Genomic DNA, 14,093 nt, shown 5'->3' on the forward strand with positions numbered 1-14,093 from the left:
GATCCTGGCCACTGTTGCCGCGAGCAGAAACACCTACGCTGCCGGGATCAGGCCACCAGACAGGCTGCCGCGGATGATGGAGGTCAAGTTCTATGGGGTGCGCGGCTCGATTTCCGTTTCAGGGCCCCGCTACAACGAGTTCGGAGGCAATACGACCTGCTTTCAGATCATGGCCAGCGAAACGAAGCGAATCGGCATCATCGATGCAGGCACCGGCATCCGCCAGCTGGGTGCAGACTTCCTTGCGATGGGCACCGACCAGTCAGAGATCTTCGTGGCGTTCACCCATTTCCACTGGGACCATATCCAGGGCTTTCCCTTTTTCGCGCCGGCCTATGACCCGGACATGACCCTTGTGCTTCTGGCCAAAGGTGGTGACCCGAAGATCGACACTCTGAAGGATATCTTTGCCGCTCAGATGCAGGAGATCTACTTTCCCGTTGCCATGGAAGACATGGGGGCCCGTTTCAAGTTCATGCTGCTGGAGAACAACACCCAGACCTTTCGGCCCCCGGATGGTGTCCCGGTTCGGGTGACGGCGCTGAGACACAAGCACCCCGGCGGAGCCTACAGTTACCGCTATGAACGCGCCGGCCGATCCGTGGTGTTTGCCACCGATATCGAGCATGGCGATTGCATCGATATGAATCTGGTCAGGCTTGCCCAGGGGGCGGACATCCTCATCCATGATGGCCAGTACTCCAATCAGGAGCTGGTGAAGAAAAAGGGGTGGGGACACAGCAGCTACGAACAGGCCGCCGAGGTGGCCATCCAGGCCAATGTCAAGCAGCTTGTCGTGACCCATCACGACCCCGATCACGATGACGAGCATCTCCGCAGCGCCGAGAGGATCTGTCAGGACATCTTTCCCGACACGCTCTTCGCCCGTGAAGGATGGTGGTGAGCACCTGAATCCAGAGAATCCCTGAGCGGACACCGCCCTGACGGCACCAGACTCCTAGAGTTGCCCCAGTCGATGGCTCGCCGTTGCAGACACCCGCTCTCGTTGTGACCATGGGGCTGATCGCCCTGCCCGCCCTGATCCCCGGTGCGGCACTGGCGCAGAAGCGGATTCCCAAGCTGCCGGGCTATGACGAGTGTCCGCTCGGCTATGTGAACGACCTCAAGCAGCACTGCAATTCACCCATCTACTACGAGGTGAAGCCCACCAACGGCAAGCCCTGTGACTCGGGCTGGATGAACATCGGGGCGGGGTACTGCAAGAAGAAAACCCTGAGAATCTTCTGAGCCGGCTGCGGCTCAGGCCACATCCAGCACCTCCTTCATGGCCCCAGCCAGGCTTTCGAGCATGCCCCGGCTGGCACCTGTGAAGCACGATCCGTGCATCAGTGCCAGGGTGACGGGCTCGAGATCGGCGAAGGTCTGCAGCAGCCGACTGGTCTGCCGCGTGCAGGGCATGTACGACGCCAGCGGGCCCTGCTGCATCTGGCGCATCGCGGCGAGCGCTGGCCCGATCAGATCACCGGAGGTGAGGGGCGCGACATCGCCGAAGTGGTGGAACAGATCGGAGCAGAACAAGGTTCTGCGGGTTTCCTCGAACAGCAGGCCCGCATCCCAGCCATGCGGCAGATGCGGAGAGGGGAGGAACCGGAACCGGAACCGTCCCGTGCTCAGCACGTCATCGGCGGTCATCCCTCTGGCGGGCCTGATCGCGAAGTCGTCGATGCTCACCACCTTGCCCACGAACGTGCAGACGGGTTCGGCCTGTGGTGCCAGCGCCAGCCAGTGATTGAGGCCGCCGATCTCATCCGATTCGAAGTGACTCCAGGCCACATAGCGCAGCGTTGTGGGATCGATCAGTGTCGCCACAGCGTCGCTCAGATCGCTGAACATCCCCTTCAGGCCGGCATGAAACAGCAGCGGCTGCTCGTCTCGAACCAGAAAGTGATTGAACTGCAGATCGAGATCGGCTACGTAGATCGACAGGCGGAACAGATCCGGTGCGATCTCGGTGACGCTGGCCATGGCTCGGGGCAGGGATCAGTGGCTCGCGCTGACTGCACGAGCGTTTCCCAGGGTTGGCCGGATTGGCGCTGATGGTGCCGATCGCCACGGATCTCTTCACAGCTCGGCCACGGGTCTGCCACGGCTCGGCGAGTGGCCGGCGTGCTCAGCGTCGCCAGCGCTCGTAGGGCGCGGCGAGGCCCAGCGCCACGATCAGGTAGAGCAGAACGGTGCCGATCACCGCTGCCTGGTGCTGCGGAAAGGCGCCTGAGGCGAGCAGGAGCGCGATGGCGGGATGCCGCGAGACCGTGGCCGAGGCGAGTGCTCCACGGTTGCCCGGATCGCCGCCGAGCCAGTGCCCCGCCAGCAGCCCGAAGACGACGACCGCCACGATGACGAGCAGCGTGCCGCCGCCGAGCAGGGCCAGGATCCCGCGGCCCTGAACGATGAGGAGCACCACCACGCCGAGCAGCAGCACCGGCCCACCCACCCTGTCGGCAATCCCAGCCAGCCGCGGCGCCGCACGCGGCCAGAGCTGGGCGAGCCCGATGCCGAGAGCCAGGGGAGCCGCCACGTGATCAGCAGCACCCGCTCCACAGCCAGGGGTTCCAGGAAGGTCTGCACGCCGAACAAGCGGTCGACGATGCCGATCAGGAGCGGGATGAGCAGCAGTGCGACGCCGGAGGAGAGCACCTGCAGGCCGATCACGTAGTCGGTCTGGCCGCCCACGGCGGTTCCCTTCTTCGCCCAGGGAGGCAGCACGGGCGAGATCGCGATGCCCAGCAGTGCCGCGCCCACGCCCTCCCGGAGCGGCAGGAGCCACACCAGCATCAGCACGAAGGCGGGCACCGCCAAATACATCGCCGCCATGGCGCGCAGGCCGAGGGCCGGCTTCCGCAACAGCAGCATCGGTTGCTCGAAGCGCGCCCGCAGGCCGATGGCCATCACGAGCAGCACCACACTCAGGAGCAGCACCAACTTGAGGATGGTGGCGGGATTCATCGGCGCGCTGCTGCGTCAGCTGAAGCGTTGCTTGAGCAGCATGACGCCATCGCCCCAGAGCTGCAGCAGCTGGGTGATCACGCAGGCGCCCAGCCAGTGGCTGATGCTCAGCGGAGCGGCACGTTTCATGGCTGTTCAACATAGGCCAGGCTGCGGAAGTCGACAGAGCGGAGAGGATCGGGTGCGATCGGGGAGACTGAAGCGATCGGCGGATGATCCCGGTGCGCTGCGCGATGGTTTCGGCGGCCTGCTGCTGCCCTGCTGGCTGGATGAGACACCCTCTGGCGCTGGACCTCCCAGCCCTTCCGCCTGAGCTGCAGCCTTGATTCCGACTCGCCCACGATCTTCCGTATCGAGCCCCGGAGCGGGCAGGTGCAGGAGCTGGATCCGAAAACGGACCAGGTGAGGAGCACGATCACCACCAGTGAACCGCCGCCCGAACTCGGTGGCGGCATCATCGACGACAGCCGGGTGACGATCACGCCGCGGCAGGTCAGCTGGGAGACCAGGATGTGCAGACCCCAGTGGGCGCGGGACAGCCATTCGATCGATCTCACCACGCTCCGCTACACATCGGAATCGGTCGTGCAGATCGCTATGGGCCCGGAGATGAGCAAGGAGACACGCACGGGACGCTGCCGCAGGATCTAGCGGCGGAACTCCGGCCGGTCTTCCTCACAGATCACCAGCAGCAGGGTGTCGCTGAGAGCGGTTTCGGTGTGGGTGTCACCGGGCTCCACGAAGTCATAGCCGCCGGCATCGAAGGTGTGCGGGTCTTCGCCATGCCCTGCTTCATCCGGTAGAGGCCCGATTCCACGTTGTGGTCGCCCTCCCAGAGGCGGCGCTGGCCGAGGTTCATCTTGAACTTGTTCTCATCCATCCCTTCCGTGATGGCAATGGCCGGATCGCACGACTGCTGGCTGACGTGATGGCCACTCAGGCAGGAGTCGGCCCTCTCGACGATTCAGCCTGGGACCACCAGCGTGAGCAGTATTTCGCCGCCATTCGTGCCGGAGCTGTGTTGAACAACGCTCCGATCAAACGGCTGTTCAGGCAGGTGCTGCAGGGTGCGTGATGATGGGCTGGGGTCGCCGAGCCTGAAGCTGGGTTTCGATCTCGGCGATGGGCTTGCCCGTTTCGATGGCTGTGGAACTCGCTACCGCACGGATGATGCGAGAGCGAAGCGGCAAGAGATCAGCTTGCTGCCGGAGGCGCTGAAGCCCTGGATCGTGGCATGCCATGAACCATCTCTCCCCGGTTGCCTTTCTGCCACCACCATTCCTCACAACGCGCGCCTGCGGCACCCCAGGCATCATGGGCGCGCAGCCTCAGCCCCGTCATGCGTCGTGTCTCCGCAGTCGGCCTGGTCGGCGTCTGTCTGGCTCTTGGCGGCTGCGGGCAGAGCAGCGCGCCCAGACAGCAAGCTTCTGGCGTGACGGAACCCATCCGGATCGAGCTCGATCTGAGCGATCCATCCAGGAGCTTCGGTGTGCTCACCCGCGGCAAGGAGCGCACCGTGTTCAAGGTGGGGTTCGGCAGACACGGCGTGACCTGCGCGGGCAGCCGCTTCGAGGAGGGCTACACGCCGCTGGGCAGCTTCCGGGTGAATGCGATTCTCAGCGATGGGCGCTTCGTGATGGAGCCGGCGCTGATCGCCCAGTCGGGCAAGTCAGAGGCCGAGCTGAGAACGACCCTGTTCCGGAACATGAACGCGATCGACTTCAGCGGCGATGGCGAGACCGGTGAGTACGGCATCGGCTACGTGAGCCTGGCTCCGGTGAACAGCGTCAAGCAGCCCTTCGCGTTCAACACCTACGACGGCCGCTTCCGCTGGTACAGCTTCGCGATCCACGGCAGCAACAACGACCAGCGCATCGGCCAGCAGGTGACCGGCGGCTGCGTGAACGTGGCTGAGCCCGCGCTCCGCACCCTGCTCGCCGCCGTGCAGCTGGGCGATGAGGTGGTGATCAGCGCCAAGGGTCCCTGCACCCCGTGAATGCACGGGCGGTCAGAAGGAGTCTTCCGTCTGGCCGGCGAAGCGGCCGACGTAGCTCTCGCTGCCCTGCAGCTTCTGGAACACGAACTGGCAGATCGCGGTGCCGGGATACACGGCCAGGGGAGCGGGGCCGAAGTTGCTCATCTCCAGCACCTGCTGGCTGTCGATCCCCGGCCCCATGAAGGGGGCGCTGATGTGCACCATCAGGCCCAGCCGCGCGAAGCGGCTGCGACCCTCCAGCCAGCCGCACAGCCCGGGGNCCAGGCGCAGCCGCTCCCGGGTGATGCCGAGCACCGTTTCGCCCGGCATGATCAGGATGTGCTCGCCCTGGGGCACCTCGATCTTGTCGGTGAGCTGGCGGTAGTCGGTGTGCTCGCGCACGTCGATCACCTCGTGCACCTTGCGGAACACGCGAAAGGTGTGGGCCAGGGTGAGATCGAGCGAGGCGGGGCCCACCCGCTCGGGAACGAAGGGCGTGACCGTGATGGCGCCTTCTTCGATCGCCTGCAGGATCGCCTCTCTCCCGAGAACGGCCATGTCTCTTCCTGGGGGTGGGCGGTTGTGGATTGTCTCAGGGCGTCCGCCGGGGATCGCAGGCCGCGGGGGCACTGTTCCCGCGGGGTGCGCGGAGCCGGTGTCTGCTGGTCCAGCCGGTTCAGCTGTGGATCGCGACGGCCCGCTTAGGGTTGATTCATAGAAAACGGGGACCCTTTTGACCGATGGCCAGCTTCCGTCTCAAAACTTGACCCTGGAGCCCGGGGCTCCCTGCAGCGGGGACGATCCCTCCGCCCCGGGCCGACTGGACATCGAGCGGGGTGATGTCGTGCTCAGGCCGTTCCTGGCCAGCTGCGACCGCACCGCCCTGCGGCAGCTGGCCAACACCCTGATCCCCTATGGCCTGCTCTGGTGGGTGGCGATCTGGTGCCAGGGGCAGGCTCCGCAGCTGCTGCCGCTGGTGATCGCCGTGCAGGTGCTGTTCCTGGGCCGCTGCTTCTCGCTCATGCACGACACCGGCCACGGATCGCTGTTCCGCCGGCCTGCCGCCAACCGGATCGCCGGCTTTCTGTTCGGCATCGTCTGCGGCCTGCCGCAGCTGCCCTGGTCGCGGGGTCATGCCTTTCACCACCGCCACAACGGCGACTGGGAGCTCTACCAGGGACCGGCCTCCGTGATCAGCACCGAGTCCTACCGGAGCCTCTCCTCCCCACGGCAACGGCTCTATCGCTGGCTGAGGCATCCGTTGATGCTCGCTCCCGCCGGCTTCTTCTATCTGGTGATCAAACCGCGCCTCACCCTGCTGCAGGCCCTCGCCGGCCTGGTGGGTCACGCGGTGAGCAGCCTGCAGCGATCACCCTCGATGGCGATGGGGGAGGTGATCGCCACCTACCGCAGCCGGCACTGGCACAGCCTCGAGGAGGGCCTCGACCTCATCCTCAACAACCTGGCGGTGATCGGCCTCTGGCTGCTGATGGGTTTCGCCATCGGCCCGGGGCGTTTCTGGATGGTGTACGCGCCGGTGATGGCCGGCAGTGCCGCGATCTTCCTGTGCCTCTTTTTCGTGCAGCACAACTTCCCGGATGCCTATGCCCATCGCACCCGGGGCTGGGATCCGCTGAGCGGCAATCTGGAGGGCACCAGCGACCTGCATCTGCCGGCGCTGCTGAACTGGTTTTCCGCCGACATCGGCTGCCACGCCATTCACCACCTCTGCTCGGCGATTCCCAACTACCGCCTGCGCGACTGCCAGCGCCGCAACGCCCACCTGCTTCAGGGGGTGACCCGCCTCGGCCTGGCGGATCTGAGCCGCTGTTTCGCCTACATCCTCTGGGATCCGGAGCTCTCCCGGCTCACCACAGCCGCCGAGCTGTGATCAGCATCTCTTTCCCCGGAACAGCGCGGGATCAGCTCCAGTCCGCTTAGGCTGTGTCCCTGCGGGGTGCGGCGCGTCTGCATCACAGCCATGCCTAGGATCGTTCTGTGGCGCTGGTTGTACAGATTGCCGTCGTTCTGCTGTGCCTCCGATCATGACTTCTTCCAGCGAACCTGCCCTGACCATCGCTGAACTGGAGGCCAAATACCCCACCTATTGCAAGGTGCTGCGCTACCTGCTGGTGGAAGGAAAGAATCAGCAGGCCATCGAGCGTACGGTCTGCTGGGATCGGCTGGCCACGCTGCACAACAGCCTGCCGAAGCGCTACAAATCGCCCGACTATCTGTTCTGCCTGTTCCGCCGCGAGATCGAGCGCGAGAAAATGCTCACCAACGGCTGAGGCTGCAGCACCGGTGAGCGGCTCCGCGTGCGCCGCCAGCGAACAGCGGAATCTCTTCCGATCCCGCGGGCGCCACTCGACTATGCATGGAGGTGACCCCAGGGATCCTCCCGTGTCCAAAGCCCAGCTCACCGCCTTCATGGTCAAGGTCGCCGCCGATCCCGCCCTCAAGGCCCGCGTGGATGCCGCCGCCGATGCGGCCGCCGTGGTGGCGATCGCCCACGAGGAAGGCCACAGCTTCTCGCCGGCCTCCTGGAGCCGTCACCTGCGCGGCTGAGGCGGGTGCCTCAACGGGGGCGGCCCAGAGCGGAGATGATGGGCGCCGTTGTCTGAAGCGATCGCCATGAAGCTGCCGGAGGGATGGAGGGTGTGGCTGGCGGTGCTGGCCCTCAACGTGATGGCGGGCGCGATGTGGTACGTGAACCGGGGCATGGAGCGCCCCGAAGCCGGCGGCAACCTCTGGGCCGNCCTGCGCTCGGTGGGCTTCGGGCGGGGCGGGATAGGCGCCGCGCTCAGGCGAGCAGCTGCCGCTGGAAACGGCCGATCTCCAGCTCCAGCACGCCTTCATGGATGGCCAGGGCATCGGCGATGGCGCGCAGCTGCTGGTCTTCCTCCGGTTCGATCTCCCCATCCGCGCAGGACACGCGGAAGGCGGCCTCGAGGATCAGTTCGCGGCTGTTGTCATCCAGCAGGGGCAGCTCCTTCCTGAGCCGCTCCAGCAGTGCCTCGAACGCTCCGGTGGCGCCCTGCCGGCCCTCCGCGGCGGCCTGCTGCTGGCAGGCGGCGGCCTGCTGCTGCAGCGCTGCGGGATCGGGCCGCTCGTTCATCAGTTCGGCATAGGCCTCGGCCATGGTGGCGAGCTCGGAGGTCTCGATCTCGCCATCGGCCAGGGTGATCGAGATCATGCAATCCAGCATCAGATCCCGCACCCGGGTGGCATAGCGGTCGCCATGGGATACGGCCCAGCGCAGATCGGTGATATCCCGCTGACGGCGGGTGTGCTGCGAGGCCCGCGGGTCGCGCTTGCAGCCCGTGCGCCCACCGGAGATGCTGTCGTACATGTGGAAGGTGAAGCGCTCCACCAGCTGCCGGCAGAAGTTCACGCCCCGCANCGGAGTTGCCGTANGGATCGAGGCGGGGCNGAGAAGGTGGCGAANCCCATCAGGTTGGGGATCACCACCATCACGGCGCCGGCCACGCCTGATTTGGCCGGCAGGCCCACCTCGAGGGTGAACACGCCGGCATTGTCATACATCCCGGCCGACTGCATCACCGACAGCGTCTTCTTCACCACGTCGGTGGGGAGCACCTGCTCGCCCGTGATCGGGCAGACGCCGCCATTGGCCAGGGTCGCCGCCGCGATCGACAGCATCCGCGCGGTCATCTCGATGCTGCAGCACGACAGATAGACATCCATCATCTTGTGGAGATCCACGCCACGGGGTAAACCGCAGCGGCCGCGCAGCAGATAGGCGATCGCAAAGTTGTTGTCGGCGGTATCCCGCTCCGAACGCATCGTCTCCTCGCTGAAGCGCACTGGGGCGATATGGCCGCAGAGCCTGGCCCAGAGGTCCATGATCACCTGGGTGATCTCGCGGGAGCTCAGATCCGGTGTGCCCGATGCAACCAGGCCAGCCATCATGATNGCTCCGGCATTCACACAGGGGTTGTAAGGGCGTTCGTCGGGCAGCAGATCCAGCGCATTGAACGGGCGGCCGGAGGGCTCCATCCCCACGAATCGATGCGTGAACTCGAACCCCTCCCTGTCGAGCGCGAAGGCATAGGTGAGCGGCTTGGAAACCGATTGAATCGAGTGGTACACATCCACATCGCCCAGGCCGATGCGCTGGCCATCCACGCTGCACACGGCCACGCCCCACCTCTCGGGATCGGCATCGCGCAGGATCGGGATGTAGTCTGCGTTGTTGCCACTTCGATCCGGTGCCACATGGTGGTACACGGTTTCGATGTCGGCGCAGAATTCCTGCCAGTCGGGAATCACCAGCTGGCGCCTGAAGGCGCGATTCACCATCAGCAGCTCATCGCCCACGATCGCGGCGAACTGCTCGAAGGAGATCGGTTGATCGCCCAGCTCCTGCAGCCTGGCCATGGTGGTGGCCAGACGAAAATCGTCGCCACCGAGGCCGCTGCTCTCGATGCGGGCCCGGATGTCTGCCGCCGTGGTGGTGGTGCCGTGCGGCGCCACCAGGTCGAAGAGCTCGCGCAGACGATCCATGTCTTGCACGCTATCGCTCCTGGGAGATTAGGGAGATGCTCTGAGAGGGTCTGTAGCGCCGCGAACGGCCAAGACGCTGACCCAGCACGGGATCCTTGGCAGATCCTCCACCGCCCAGCTGGCTCCGCAGCTCCGCCCAGGCCCGAACGGCCAGGGGCCGGGGAGATGAGGACTCGATCCAGCTCGACAGGTTCGAGGGCCGGGAGGGGTGGAACACCCAGATCGAGATGGGGTCTGCCTTCTCGGTGGAGAAGCAGACAGACCGCTGCCGAATTCTCTAGCGACGGAACTCCGGCCGGTCTTCCTCGCAGATCGTCAGCAGCAGGGTGTCTGTGAGGGCGGTTTCCCGGTGGGTGTCGCCAGGCTCCACGAAGTAATAGCCACCGCAGCCGATGATGTGGGGCTGCTCACCTTCGGCCTGCACCTCCATCGTTCCACTCACCACGTAGATCTGGCACCAATAGGGATGGTGATGGGAGGGAAGGGCCATGCCCTGCGGCATGTGAAAGAGGCCCGATTTCACGTTGTGATCACCCTCCCAGAGGCGGCAGGCCTTCATCGGCATCCCGACCACGTCGATCGTGCGCCACTGCTGCGCTTCGGTGGGGAGGTAGCGGGTCATCGCCGGCTGGGTTCAGGGGGCTGGGCTGTGCCGATTCTGGTGGCCCTGATGGTGGATCACCAGCCCCATCAGGGGCACGGCACGAGGGCTCACGGAAGCTGGGTCTCCAGCAGATCCTCCACCGCCTCGGCAGGAAGCGGACCGAGGGGCGGGTCATTCGATGCCGAGCCGGTTCCGTATCTCATCCCAGGACAGATCGGCGTCCGGGTTGTCGCGATGGGATGCCCAGCGCTGGTCGAGCTCGGCGCAGAGGGCAGGGTCGATGGGCAGCGCACGATCCCGGGTCTGCTCATCGAGGCTGTCCCACAGGGCGATCGCCAGGGCCAGTCGCTCGCTCTGCGGCAGTTGGAGCAGGTCAGACATGGGCGCCATCGCCACCTCGGTCGGCCCGTCATCCTCAAGGACGTCGCAGTGATTTCAGGGCCTGGGGACCCTGTCGGCGGTGGTGTGGTGTGGGTGCCGAACGGTCCTGCCCTCACCAGGCCTCCAGCTCCAGTGCGGCCACCTTGGCGAAGGCCTGATCCGCCGTCACCAGGGCGCAGCCTTCGCTGAGGGCATGGCTGGCGATCAGCAGATCCATGGCCGCCAGAGGTGTGCCCTTCCGTTCCAGATCGGCCCGCAGCCGCCCGTAGACCCTGGCGCAGCCATCGGTCCAGGGCAGGATCTCCAGGATCTCCATGGCCTCCTCCACCAACGCGCTCAACCGCGACGCTGGGGGCAGCTTCTCCAGCCCGTAGCGGATCTCGGCCACCACGATCGAAGACAGGCAACAGCGTTGCTCCCGGGCCCAGGCATCCAACTGTGGCGACAGGCCTTTCAGCAAGGCGCTCACGGCGTTGGTGTCGAGCATCAGCCGGGCCGGCGCCGAAGCCATCAGGGGAACGCCACCGGTTCGGCAGCACGGGTGTCGCGCAACCCTTCCAGGAACGCCGCCATTTCCGCCTGCAAGGCTGGGTCTTCCAGCAGCGCATCCCTGCGCTCCAGCCAGGCCTGGGCCGAAGGCCGCACCGGTGTGAGCACCACCGCGCCACTCTCGGGATCGCGATGCACCTCCACCTCCGTGCCCTCGAAGCGGAATTCGGCTGGCAGACGCACCGCCTGGCTACGGCCGTTGCGGAACAGCTTGGCGCGCATCGGCCCACTCCGCAGACGGTCGATACCGAGACTAGACCACATCCGCCGCCTCACGCCGCCCGCGGCTCGGTTCCTATGCCGGTTCAGCGATAGCTGAGGAACTCCTGCACGGTCATGCCGATGTCTTTCGCAATCAGGGCTAAGAGGCTGCTGAAAAACCTGGCCAGCCGCGTGAGAATGGCCCATCGGCACTGAGCGGATGCGCGGCCAGCAGGAGCGGACCGGTCCCCTGTTCTCCTACGTCTCCACCGAGGACCCGAATCCCCAAGGCCCATCCCCTGCGCAGGTGCGGCGGTTGGCGGATCATGCCCTCGATCGGCTCAATCCCACCTTCTGGAGGCTCTACCCCGAGGGCGGTCGGCCCTCGATCCCGCCGGAGCAACTGCTGCTGGCCCTGTTGCTGCAGGCGATCTACGGCATCCGCTCGGAGCGGATGCTGATCGAGCAGCTCGACTACAACCTGCTGTTCCGCTGGTTTGTCGGCCTCAACCCCGACGACCCCGTCTGGCATCCGACGACATTCACCAAGAATCGCGATCGGCTGCTCAATGAGGAGCTCATGGCTCGGTTCCTGGAGCTGTTGATGGCCGCACCGGAGGTCAAGCCACTGCTGAGTTCGGAGCACTTCTCGGTGGATGGCACCCTGCTGCGGGCCTGGGCCTCCCACAGCTCCCTGGAGCGGATCGACGGGAGTGATGAGGATCCGCCACCACCCAGTGGCGGCAATGGGTTTGGGGCAGCTCCTGCCAAGGGCAAGAAGCGCGCCAAAGGGGATTTCCGCGGTCTGCTGCTCTCCAACCAGACCCACCGCTCCAGCAGCGACGGCGAGGCCCGATTGTTCCGCAAGTCGAACAGCACCGGCGCCTACCTCAGCTATCTGGGCCACTGCCTGATGGAGAACCGCCACGGCCTGGTGGTGGCCAGTGAGGTCACCCCAGCGGACGGCTATGGGGAGCGGGCGGCGGCGATCCGGATGGCCCGTTCGCTCGTTNGGGCGCACCGGAAGACGCTTGCCGCCGACAAGGGCTACGACACCAAGGATTTCGTGGCCGACATCCGCTTTGCCGGCATCACGCCGCATGTGGCGCAGAACATCCAGGCGCGCCGCCGCTCCGCCATCGACGGCCGCACCGTCCGCCATCCGGGCTATACCCAATCCATCAACGCCAGGAAGCGGATCGAGCAGGTGTTCGGCTGGATCAAGCAGGCCGCGGGCTTGAGGCAGCTCAAGGCCCGAGGCCGCTCAAAGGTGGGAGCGGTGTTCCGGTTGCATGTGGTGGCCTACAACCTGATCCGATTGGCGAACCTGCTCAGCCCACGGCAGGCGCTGGCATGAGACGGGAGTTGATGGGCGATCAGAGCCGATTCACTNCCCAGAGANGGGGACAGAGGCCAGCAGGTATTGCTCGATGGGCCGAGCGAACGTCCCAGAGGGCACTGGTCCCCTCCGGCTGGAGCGAGAGCATCAGGATGGGACTCGCTTGGGCCGCTATTTCAGCAGCCTCCTAGTGTCCCGTCCCGGAGATTTGCGAACAAAGTCGCTGGAGCTTCTCCAGGATTGAATCCGCGGTTGCGGTCCAGTTGAACGGCGCTTTGGTCTTGTTGTAGGCGGCCACGAACTGCTCGATCTTGGCGATCAGCTCCTTGACGCTGGAGAAGCTGCCGCGCCGGATGGCCGCTGGGTGATGATCCCGAACCAGCGCTCCACCTGGTTCAGCCAGGAGGCGTATGTGGGCGTGTAGTGCACGTGGAAGCGGGGCCTCTGCGCCAGCCACGCCCTGACCTTGGCGTGCTTGTGGGTGCAGTAGTTGTCCACGATTAGATGNACGTCCAAGTGCTCTGGCACTGACGNCTCGATCTGGNGCAGGAAGNCCAGGAACTCCTGGTGCCGGTGGCGGGGCTTGCATTGGGTGATCACCTCGCCGGTGGCGACGTCCAGGGCGGCGAACAGGGTGGTGGTGCCGTGGCGGATGTAGTCGTGAGTGACGCCTTCCACGTAGCCCAGACCCATGGGCAGGAGCGGCTGGGTGCGGTCCAGGGCCTGGATCTGCGTCTTCTCGTCGACGCAGAGCACCATCGCCTTGTCCGGCGGGTTCAGGTACAAGCCAACGATGTCCCGGACCTTCTCAACAAAGAAGGGGTCGGTCGAAAGCTTGAAATGCTTCTGGCGGTGGGGCTGCACCGAGAAGGTCTGCAGCCAGCGGTGGACCGTGGTCTTGGAGATCCCAGTCGCTGCAGCCAAAGTCCGAGCGCTCCACTGGGTGCTGCCATCGGTTGGCTTGGTCTGCAGGGCCCGGTTGATGACCTCGGCCACCTTGTCGTCCTCGTAGGTGCGGGGCCGGCCAGGACGCAGTTCGTCATGAAGGCCCTCGATGCCCAGATCGAGGTAGCGCTGCCGCCATTTGCCCACCGTTGAGCCGCGGACTCCAAATTGCTTGGCAACAGCGGTGTTGGTGTCACCAGCAGCGCAGGCCAGCACGATCTGCGCCCGCTGAACGATCGAATGCGGCAAGGTCCTTGATCCAGCCAGGCTCTGGAGCTGGCTGGTCTCATCAGCCGACAGCTCCAGAGGAGCCATGGGGCGACCAGTCGGCATGAAACGACTCCCCGAGGAGACACTTCATATTCTACCGGCTATTTGCGGGACGGCACACTAGCCACAGGCACGGCCAACGGTTGCGTGCGATTCGAGTACGGGGATAGGCGCTGCCGGGGCGTTGGTGGAATGGTCTTGCCCGCTGTCTGGCGACAGCACGCCGACGGCTGTAGGTGGCACCTCAGTAGCTGCGGCTGTGGGTCATAGAGGACCCTCCTGCTAGTCAGCAAGCAACACCGCAACCCTCGGTAAGTCAACCGGCCGTATCGGTC

The 14,093-nt window shown here is 65.4% G+C and carries 18 protein-coding genes and 1 pseudogene; 9 read left to right on the plus strand and 10 right to left on the minus strand.

What is annotated here, in order from left to right:
- Nucleotides 1-76 precede the first annotated feature (76 nt).
- Nucleotides 77-904: an MBL fold metallo-hydrolase gene (locus tag SYNGFB01_RS11875; RefSeq protein ID WP_048018234.1), complete on the plus strand. Its 828-nt coding sequence runs from the start codon at nucleotides 77-79 to the stop codon at nucleotides 902-904.
- 110 nt (nucleotides 905-1,014) lie between these two features.
- Nucleotides 1,015-1,248, plus strand: coding sequence for a hypothetical protein (locus SYNGFB01_RS11880; protein WP_048018235.1), 234 nt, complete (start codon nucleotides 1,015-1,017; stop codon nucleotides 1,246-1,248).
- Between the two features lie 12 nt (nucleotides 1,249-1,260).
- Here SYNGFB01_RS11880 and SYNGFB01_RS11885 read toward each other — a convergent pair whose 3' ends face one another.
- Nucleotides 1,261-1,986 carry a hypothetical protein gene (locus tag SYNGFB01_RS11885; RefSeq protein ID WP_048018203.1) on the minus strand — a complete coding sequence of 242 codons (726 nt, stop codon included), beginning with the start codon at nucleotides 1,984-1,986 and terminating at the stop codon, nucleotides 1,261-1,263.
- A gap of 145 nt (nucleotides 1,987-2,131) precedes the next feature.
- Nucleotides 2,132-2,539 carry a hypothetical protein gene (locus SYNGFB01_RS14440; protein ID WP_152669647.1) on the minus strand — a complete coding sequence of 136 codons (408 nt, stop codon included), beginning with the start codon at nucleotides 2,537-2,539 and terminating at the stop codon, nucleotides 2,132-2,134.
- Nucleotides 2,540-3,339: 800 nt separating this feature from the next.
- Between SYNGFB01_RS14440 and SYNGFB01_RS11895 the strand changes: the two genes are divergently transcribed.
- The 3 genes from SYNGFB01_RS11895 (at nucleotide 3,340) to SYNGFB01_RS11910 (ending at nucleotide 4,963) form a co-directional block, all read left to right on the plus strand.
- Nucleotides 3,340-3,618: a hypothetical protein gene (locus tag SYNGFB01_RS11895; RefSeq protein WP_048018205.1), complete on the plus strand. Its 279-nt coding sequence runs from the start codon at nucleotides 3,340-3,342 to the stop codon at nucleotides 3,616-3,618.
- Between the two features lie 169 nt (nucleotides 3,619-3,787).
- Nucleotides 3,788-4,042: a Fic family protein gene (locus SYNGFB01_RS11905; protein ID WP_053068478.1), complete on the plus strand. Its 255-nt coding sequence runs from the start codon at nucleotides 3,788-3,790 to the stop codon at nucleotides 4,040-4,042.
- A gap of 357 nt (nucleotides 4,043-4,399) precedes the next feature.
- A complete protein-coding gene (locus SYNGFB01_RS11910; protein ID WP_369795560.1) occupies nucleotides 4,400-4,963 on the plus strand; it encodes a L,D-transpeptidase in 564 nt (187 codons plus the stop codon).
- A 12-nt stretch (nucleotides 4,964-4,975) separates the two neighbouring features.
- On the opposite strand, the gene dcd is transcribed toward SYNGFB01_RS11910, so the two are convergent.
- On the minus strand, nucleotides 4,976-5,500 hold the full coding sequence (gene dcd / locus SYNGFB01_RS11915) for a dCTP deaminase (protein WP_048018207.1): 525 nt from the start codon (nucleotides 5,498-5,500) through the stop codon (nucleotides 4,976-4,978).
- A gap of 205 nt (nucleotides 5,501-5,705) precedes the next feature.
- On the opposite strand from dcd, the gene SYNGFB01_RS11920 reads away from it, so the two are divergent.
- The 3 genes from SYNGFB01_RS11920 (at nucleotide 5,706) to SYNGFB01_RS11930 (ending at nucleotide 7,510) form a co-directional block, all read left to right on the plus strand.
- Nucleotides 5,706-6,833 (plus strand): fatty acid desaturase, encoded by a 1,128-nt coding sequence (locus tag SYNGFB01_RS11920; RefSeq protein WP_235300149.1) that lies wholly within the window; start codon nucleotides 5,706-5,708, stop codon nucleotides 6,831-6,833.
- Nucleotides 6,834-6,987: 154 nt separating this feature from the next.
- Nucleotides 6,988-7,233 carry a DUF3136 domain-containing protein gene (locus SYNGFB01_RS11925; protein ID WP_048018239.1) on the plus strand — a complete coding sequence of 82 codons (246 nt, stop codon included), beginning with the start codon at nucleotides 6,988-6,990 and terminating at the stop codon, nucleotides 7,231-7,233.
- Between the two features lie 112 nt (nucleotides 7,234-7,345).
- Nucleotides 7,346-7,510 (plus strand): Nif11-like leader peptide family RiPP precursor, encoded by a 165-nt coding sequence (locus SYNGFB01_RS11930; RefSeq protein ID WP_048018208.1) that lies wholly within the window; start codon nucleotides 7,346-7,348, stop codon nucleotides 7,508-7,510.
- Between the two features lie 235 nt (nucleotides 7,511-7,745).
- Here the strand turns inward: SYNGFB01_RS11930 and SYNGFB01_RS12680 are convergent, their stop codons facing one another.
- The 6 genes from SYNGFB01_RS12680 to SYNGFB01_RS11965 all read right to left on the minus strand — a co-directional run bounded on the left by SYNGFB01_RS12680 (nucleotide 7,746) and on the right by SYNGFB01_RS11965 (nucleotide 11,225).
- Nucleotides 7,746-8,336 carry a TerB family tellurite resistance protein gene (locus SYNGFB01_RS12680; RefSeq protein ID WP_053068479.1) on the minus strand — a complete coding sequence of 197 codons (591 nt, stop codon included), beginning with the start codon at nucleotides 8,334-8,336 and terminating at the stop codon, nucleotides 7,746-7,748.
- On the minus strand, nucleotides 8,333-9,469 hold the full coding sequence (locus SYNGFB01_RS11940; RefSeq protein ID WP_053068480.1) for a glutaminase: 1,137 nt from the start codon (nucleotides 9,467-9,469) through the stop codon (nucleotides 8,333-8,335). Before SYNGFB01_RS11940 ends, SYNGFB01_RS12680 begins: the two co-directional genes overlap by 4 nt.
- A gap of 277 nt (nucleotides 9,470-9,746) precedes the next feature.
- Nucleotides 9,747-10,091 carry a cupin domain-containing protein gene (locus SYNGFB01_RS11950; RefSeq protein ID WP_048018211.1) on the minus strand — a complete coding sequence of 115 codons (345 nt, stop codon included), beginning with the start codon at nucleotides 10,089-10,091 and terminating at the stop codon, nucleotides 9,747-9,749.
- A 153-nt stretch (nucleotides 10,092-10,244) separates the two neighbouring features.
- The gene (locus SYNGFB01_RS11955) at nucleotides 10,245-10,454 is read right to left on the minus strand and encodes an addiction module protein (protein WP_053068481.1); all 210 of its coding nucleotides are present in this window, start codon (nucleotides 10,452-10,454) and stop codon (nucleotides 10,245-10,247) included.
- A gap of 112 nt (nucleotides 10,455-10,566) precedes the next feature.
- Entirely contained in the window at nucleotides 10,567-10,965 is a 399-nt protein-coding gene (locus SYNGFB01_RS11960; RefSeq protein WP_053068482.1) for a type II toxin-antitoxin system VapC family toxin, read from the minus strand.
- Nucleotides 10,965-11,225 carry an antitoxin gene (locus tag SYNGFB01_RS11965; RefSeq protein ID WP_048018213.1) on the minus strand — a complete coding sequence of 87 codons (261 nt, stop codon included), beginning with the start codon at nucleotides 11,223-11,225 and terminating at the stop codon, nucleotides 10,965-10,967. Before SYNGFB01_RS11965 ends, SYNGFB01_RS11960 begins: the two co-directional genes overlap by 1 nt.
- Nucleotides 11,226-11,424: 199 nt before the next feature.
- On the opposite strand from SYNGFB01_RS11965, the gene SYNGFB01_RS11970 reads away from it, so the two are divergent.
- The gene (locus tag SYNGFB01_RS11970) at nucleotides 11,425-12,561 is read left to right on the plus strand and encodes an IS5 family transposase (protein ID WP_048018214.1); all 1,137 of its coding nucleotides are present in this window, start codon (nucleotides 11,425-11,427) and stop codon (nucleotides 12,559-12,561) included.
- A gap of 169 nt (nucleotides 12,562-12,730) precedes the next feature.
- Here SYNGFB01_RS11970 and SYNGFB01_RS11975 read toward each other — a convergent pair.
- A pseudogene (locus tag SYNGFB01_RS11975) lies at nucleotides 12,731-13,821 on the minus strand (IS630 family transposase).
- Nucleotides 13,822-14,093: the final 272 nt, after the last annotated feature.

Origin of the sequence: Synechococcus sp. GFB01, from assembly GCF_001039265.1 — a bacterium.
Taxonomy (GTDB): Bacteria; Cyanobacteriota; Cyanobacteriia; order PCC-6307; family Cyanobiaceae; genus NIES-981.